Below are 6,725 nucleotides of genomic sequence, written 5' to 3' on the forward strand. Positions count from 1 at the left end.
ATGAAGCGCCGCCGCCCGCGCACGCCAACGCCGGCGCGGCCCTGGCTGCGCGGCAGCCTGCGCCGCCAGCTGCTGATCCTGCTCGTGCCGGCGCTGGCGCTGATGATGGCGGTCGATTCCTGGTTCACCTACGGCACGCTGCGCCACGCCGCCAATACCGCCTACGACCGCTCGCTGTACGGCTCCGTGCGCACCATCGACAACGCCATCGGCATGGCCGGCGAGAGCGTGCAGCTGACGCTGCCGGACGCCGCAATGGAGATGTTCGAGACCGCCGCGCAGACGCACGTGTTCTACCGGGTGTCGATGGAGCGGGCAGGGCGCGTCGAGACCGTGACCGGCTACGACGACCTGCCGCTGCCAACCGGCACCCTCGTCAACAACCAGACCCGCTTCTACGACGCCACCTATCGCGGCGAGCCGGTGCGCATTGCCGCGATGGCGCGACCGGTCTACCGGCCCGACGCGCGCATCCGCGTGATCATCCAGGTGGCCGAGACCGCCGAACCGCGTTCGGCGCTGATCGCCAATGTCTGGCGCAGCGCGCTGCTGCGCGACCTGGCGCTGATCGTGCTGTCGGCCCTGATTCTCGTAGGCGGCGTGACCTATGTGCTGCGGCCGCTGCAACGCGTGCGCGACGATGTGCGCGCGCGGTCGCCCGAAGACCTGACGCCGCTCGAATTCGACCGCGTGCCGGTGGAGGTGCGCCCGCTGGTAGACGCGGTGAACCTGCACGTCTCGCGCTCCGAGGCCATGGCGCAGTCGCAGGCGCAGTTCATCGCCGATGCCGCGCACCAGCTGCGCACGCCGCTGGCCATCCTCAAGACGCAGGCCGAGTTCGCCCAGCGGCAGCTGGCGGCCCGCCACAGCGAGGCCGGGCGCGAGGCGGCTGGCGAAGCGGTGGGCGGCATCGTCACGCAACTGGAGCAAGCCGCGCGGCTGACGAACCAGCTACTGGCGCTGGCGCGTGCTCGGCAGCCAGTGCGCGAGGGCGGCGGGCCGGCCGAATTCGTGGCCGAGATCGACGCGGTGACCGTGGCGGAACAGGTGGCGCTCGACTACCTGCCGCTGGCGCGCGGCAAGCAGCAGGACTTCGGCTGGGAACGGCCGGCGGGCCTGACCCTGCCGGTGCGCGCCGACGCCGCGTTACTGCGCGAGGCACTGGCCAACCTGGTGCACAACGCGATCCAGTACTCGGGGCGCGGCAGCCGCATCACGCTATCCGCCGCACGCGTGGGCAGCGACGCGCTGCTGGCGGTGGAGGACGACGGCCCCGGCATTCCCGAAGCCGAACGCGAGAAGGTGTTCGCGCGCTTCTATCGACGGGTGGAAAACACTGAGCCAGGATCGGGGCTCGGCCTCGCCATCTCGCGGGAGATGGCCGCACGCTTCGGCGGCACCGTGGTGCTGCGCGAAGGCGTGCAGGGCAGGGGGGTGCGGGCGGAGTTGAGATTGCCGATGGCTGACGCCGCGTAGATGCGCTTCGACAGCGATTTTTCGAACTAGTACGATTGTGGTGCCCAGTTCGACGCTTCTAGCATGGCCCATACGCAGCTTTTCCGGGCTGCGCGGGCAACGGAGCGAGAACCATGGCGCGGCAGTCGTACTTCCTGAGAGTTCCCGGCGCGACAACCGCGGCAGGGTTGTCGGTGGTGTCGTTCGAGGCGGTGGAGCGATTGGGCGAGCCCTACGAGGTCATCGTCCACCTGACGCATCCGGTTGAACTGGACCGTGCCGACTACCTCGGAAAGCCGGCCACGTTCCTGATCGCCCCCACCGATGAGGCCGAGCCGCGCACCTTTGCCGGCTGCATCACCCGCTTCTCCAAGACGGCACAAACACAGGACTTCCACGCCTACGAGATGGTGGTGGAACCGCTGGTCGCCCGGCTTCGGCTCACCCGCTCCACCCGCATCTACCAGCAAAAGACCGCGCCGCAGATTATCGAGGCGATCCTGCGGCGGCATGAACTGGTCGGGCATCAGTTTTCCTTCCGGCTTCGACGCCAATATCCCCAGCACAAGCTTCGCTTCCAGTATCAGATGTCCGATTGGGATTACATCCGCCTGCTGATGGAGCAGGAAGGGCTGTATTCCTATTTCCTGCCCGGCAAGTTCGGCGAAATGGTGGTGTTTGGGGATGACATCGACCATTACCTCTATCAGCCCGAACTGCGGGTGCCATATCGGGAGACGGCCGGGCTTGAGGCGGGTATCGAAGCGGTCTTCGGCCTTCGTACTATTGCGAAAACGATCCCCCGATCGTTCCTCGTAGCGGACTACAACCCCGATCTGGCCTGGGAGCCGCTGAAGGGCGAAGCCAATGTCGCGCGGAAGGACAAGACCACCTACGGCCAGGCTTATGTCTTCGGCACCCATCATCTGGATTTCGAAGGCGCCAAATGGGAGGCCCAGCTTCGGCATGAGGCAGCGGTGGCCGGGCAGGTGGTCTATGAGGGCGAGAGCAATGTGCTGGAACTGCGTCCGGCGCGGATTCTGCGGATGGATCTTGCGCTGGCCGATGCGCCGAATGGGCAGGTCATCACCGAGGTCATCCACACCGGCGCGCGCGATGCCGCGTATCGCAATACCTTCAAATCGATCCCTTCAGATCGACGTTTCCGGCTACCGCTGGATGAAGCCAACTGGCCGAAGATTCAGGGCACGCTCAGCGCGCGCATTACCTCCCCGAGCCAGTATCCCTACGCCTACCTGACCCAGCAGGGTTATTACACCGTCCGTTTTGACTTCGATTTCGAAGACTGGCCCGGCGGTGGGGAATGCGTGCCGCTGCGGCTGGCCAAGCCATTCGCCGGGGCCTTTCAGACGGGCTTTCACTTTCCGCTGATCGACGGCACCGAAGCGGCTATCGCGTTTCGGGATGGGAATCCGAATAAGCCGTATATCGCCCACGTCCACCATAACAGCCGCCAGACGGATCTGATTACTAATCAGGACCGCTGGCTGTCTCGCAACGTTATCCGCACGCAGAGCGACAACAAGCTTGAGTTCGAGGACTGGGAGGGACAGGAGCACGTCAAGCTGTCCACCGAGCATTCAGGCAAATCGCAGCTGACGCTCGGCCATATGGTGGATGGGAAGTGGAAGCGGCGGGGGGAAGGGTTCGAACTCAGAACGTCCGGTCGGGGGGCGATACGGGGAGGAAAGGGGCTGTTCATCACCGCCGATGACCAGCCAAAGGCGAACGGCCAGCAATTGGACATGCGGGCGGCACTCGGCCAACTCCAGCTAGCACTCGCCCAGGCTGAAGACTTGGCAAATGCCGCGCGCCTCGCCAACGCCGAGATCGCCGACCTGCGCGCGGAAAACCGGTGGCTCAAGGAAAGCATGGCCGAACTGAAGGAAGCCGTGATGGTCCTGTCCGCGCCTGCGGGCATTGCGGCCGTCACGCCGGAGCGTATCGAGATCGCGGCCGGAAAGGACGTCAGTATCGCAACCTCGGCCGGCTTCAACCTCAGCGCCCTCGCAAACGTGGCGGTCGCGGCAAGCGGCGTGCTGTCGCTCTTTGCCCACAAGCTCGGCATCAAGCTCCTTGCCGCACGCGGCAAGGTCTCGATCCAGGCCCAGTCCGATGCGATGGAGCTTGTGTCCGACAAGGATATGAAGCTCACCAGCGCCGACGGGACGCTGACCGCCAACGCGGCCAACGGCGTGGTCATCAGCGGCGGCGGCAGCGCCTACATCAAGGTGCACGGCGATGACGTCGAAATCGGCGGCGCCGGCAACCTCATCCTGAAGCTCATCGAAGTGATGAAGTTCGATCCTGGCTCGCTGTCATTGCCACTGCCCAGGTTCGGGCAAATGGTCAGCCGCAATGATGAACGATTCATCCTGACCGACCAGTTGACCGGGCGGGCGCTTGCCGGGCAGCGATACAAGATCCGACTCGCGAATGGCCGCGAAATCGAGGGGCTGACCAACGCGGCAGGCGAAACCACCGTGGCGAGGGAGGAGGCCGCGCAGGGGATGACGCTGTTACCCCCGTGCGACGGGAGCGCGACCGAAGAATCGAAATAGTAGTCTGCCCATGCGAGGACGCCTGATTTTGGTCTGGATATCACTGAGCATTGCCATGCATGGCTGCGGCAGCCACCACGACATAAACCCGCAAGCACTGCGGGACGAAGCGCTATCACTGATGACCAGCAGCGAAGTGAACCGGTACGCCAGAGCGGAAGCCTTGCTGGACAGTGCTTTGCGCGAGGATACGACACACGTGCCGTCCTTGCTGACGCGTTTCGCCTTGCGCGCGGTGCGGCAGGACTTTGCCGGCGCGCTGGCCGATGTCAACGCCGCCATCACCATACGCGGCAGGGCGCCGATGTTGTCCACGTTGCGCTGCTTGCTACGGGAGCGTCTGGGGGCCGACGCACCGCAGGCCTGCTACGCCGACGTCCTCGACTTGTACCGCGATGCGGGCATCGAATGTGCGGTGAACCTCAACTGCGTGCTGGCGGCATCGATGGCGTCCACGCAGGACGCTGCCACGTTGAGGGACCGCTATCTGTCCGGCGCGCTGTCGCCATCCGATCTCTCCGATGCGGAAGTCGTGCTTCGCGACTTCGACCGGAAAACGTACCTGCATTCCATCCTGCCATGAGCCCTGACCCGATGAACACCACAGCAACGTCACCGCAACCCGCACCGCAGCCGGATGAAGGACCGGCTGGCGGCAAACCTCGAACGGCAACACGCATTGTCCCCATGCAGCTTGACGCGCATGGGCAGCCGTACTGGGAGTCTTACCTCACCCCGGAGAGCTTCGAAGTACGGGCCGAGGCGCAGATTCCTCCGCACCTGCCGGGGGTGATCATCTTCGTGCATGGGGTGAATTCGGAAGGGGAGTGGTACGACGCGGCGGAGGCGGCGTTGTGTGAGGGGTTGAATCAGCGGTTGAATCGTACAGATCTGGTGCCAAGTGAGTACCTTGGCGGACAGCCCGGTGAAGCAGAGTCGCCCCGGGCAATTCACACACCAGGAAACTCTCCCGTACTTCGCTTCTATTGGGGCTATCGCGCCCAGGATGGCAAGGAAGGGATGTACACGATTCCGCTTCGGAATATCAAAGGCACTGACTACAGTGCCCCCCAATGCACCAATCAGAGCGGCCCCTGGTATTGGGGCGGCGGTCCATTCCAGAACGGCACCAACAACCTCCAACAACTCTGGAGCGATGCGGGATTCCGTCGCCACGTTCTCGGTGTCGACATGCAGGCGCTCAATACCGAAACGGAGCGCCAGCTACAGGATGCGCCGCCCCGCACCTACTACGCCCATGCTGCGCAACGACTGGCGAGACTCATCGACAGAATTCGCCGGCATTCGCCCGACGATACCGTCACGGTTTGCTCACACAGCCAGGGAACGATGATCGCGATGGCGGCCACTGCGCTGTGCGAAACACGCGCACCGGATGCGCTGATGGTCATGAACTCGCCATTCGCCCTAGACGACAAGATCACGGACGCCCTGACCTGCGGCAGTGAGCGGCCCACCGAGCGCGCGCGCATCAATACCTTCCGCAACATCGCCAACCGCATCAGGCAGGACAAGCGCGCGCTCACCGACGCGCAAATCATGCGGCTGCAAGTAGGCGCCACCGAGGACATGAACTTCTGGCGCCCCGATCTTGCGAATCATTTCGGGGTCCCCGAACGGGATAACCACGGGCGCCTGTACGTGTACTTCAGCCCGCACGATCGGGTGATGGGCTGCACCGCCTTGCAGAGCATCGGATGGCAAGGGGTAAGCCACGCGCTACTGGAAGAGCTTGGCGACACGGTTAAGCAGCGGATGCTCGCCCGCGGCACGCCTTGTGGCGATGCGCCGGGCGAGAAGAAGTTCGGCTCACTGCCGCCGATTGCCGACCCACCCCCTGGGGTCAAGCCGGACGATTTCTGGGACGGCAATCGCGGCGTGCTGGGCGGCATGATGAAGCTGTGGGCGGTGCCGAACAAGAATCAGATGGTGATGGTCAATGCGGAGGCCGTGGCGAGGCCGCTGACGGCGGAGGAGATGACCTACTTCGACGACCCAAAGCACCTGGCCCGAGATTGGGGGGAATTCGATCCCGACAAGGGCAAGTATCGGGATGAGACCTACCCCTATCTCGCGTCGATCTACCAGCCCGAGGCGTATCACGACGAACCGGACATCTACCACGATGGTCGACCGAACCACCGGATCGAAACGGCGGACGAAATGCGGAAGCGCATCGAACAGCACCAGCCCGAACCGACCGATCACAGCTCCTTGCCCGGACACGCCGAATTCATGAAGCGGGTGGTCGCCTATGACTTGCCCATCGGCTTCTGCAACGCATTCAAGGATGTCCGGTTCTGGACACAACTGATGCAGGAAGCCGACTGGACCTCGCTACGCGATGCCTACTTCATTACAGGAGATCTGGCGCCGCCTGCAGTGCCAGCCCTCATCGACGGCGAGACCGTGGCCGATGAGGTCAGTCGCGCTCAGGCCGAACGAATCAAACGGAGAGAGTTTTGATGCGCTATCCCCTGTTGTCACTGGCTTTGGCCTGCCTGATTCTCGGCTGTACCTATGATCCCTACAAGAAGGGTAGGCCGCCCGTCATCGATTATGACGTCCCGCCTCAAGTCATCTATCGCATCGATGACCACCGTTTCGTGACGCTCGAGAACTATCGCGATTGCCATCATGGCGTGACCTACTACAACGACACGAAGC

The 6,725-nt window shown here is 63.9% G+C and carries 5 protein-coding genes; all 5 read left to right on the forward strand.

The window, feature by feature from the left end:
- Positions 1-1,476 (forward strand): sensor histidine kinase, encoded by a 1,476-nt coding sequence (locus KHO18_RS16270; protein WP_144202892.1) that lies wholly within the window; start codon positions 1-3, stop codon positions 1,474-1,476.
- A gap of 113 nt (positions 1,477-1,589) precedes the next feature.
- Positions 1,590-4,037: a type VI secretion system Vgr family protein gene (locus KHO18_RS16275; protein ID WP_211943550.1), complete on the forward strand. Its 2,448-nt coding sequence runs from the start codon at positions 1,590-1,592 to the stop codon at positions 4,035-4,037.
- A gap of 10 nt (positions 4,038-4,047) precedes the next feature.
- A complete protein-coding gene (locus tag KHO18_RS16280; protein WP_211943551.1) occupies positions 4,048-4,620 on the forward strand; it encodes a hypothetical protein in 573 nt (190 codons plus the stop codon).
- Between the two features lie 11 nt (positions 4,621-4,631).
- Positions 4,632-6,524, forward strand: a complete 1,893-nt coding sequence (locus tag KHO18_RS16285) for a T6SS effector phospholipase Tle3 domain-containing protein (protein ID WP_211943552.1) — start codon at positions 4,632-4,634, stop codon at positions 6,522-6,524.
- On the forward strand, positions 6,524-6,725 hold a 202-nt coding region (locus tag KHO18_RS16290), incomplete at its 3' end, for a T6SS immunity protein Tli3 family protein (RefSeq protein WP_457912089.1). The genes KHO18_RS16285 and KHO18_RS16290, both read left to right, overlap by 1 nt.

Origin of the sequence: Cupriavidus campinensis (assembly GCF_905397395.1) — a bacterium.
GTDB classification, from domain to species: Bacteria; Pseudomonadota; Gammaproteobacteria; order Burkholderiales; family Burkholderiaceae; genus Cupriavidus; species Cupriavidus campinensis.

Excerpts from the sequence above, each read along its gene's own strand:
- KHO18_RS16280 (WP_211943551.1), top strand. The coding sequence starts at position 4,048 with ATGCGAGGACGCCTGATTTTGGTCTGGATATCACTGAGCATTGCCATG.
- KHO18_RS16275 (WP_211943550.1), top strand. The coding sequence starts at position 1,590 with ATGGCGCGGCAGTCGTACTTCCTGAGAGTTCCCGGCGCGACAACCGCG.
- KHO18_RS16285 (WP_211943552.1), top strand. The coding sequence starts at position 4,632 with ATGAACACCACAGCAACGTCACCGCAACCCGCACCGCAGCCGGATGAA.
- KHO18_RS16270 (WP_144202892.1), top strand. The coding sequence starts at position 1 with ATGAAGCGCCGCCGCCCGCGCACGCCAACGCCGGCGCGGCCCTGGCTG.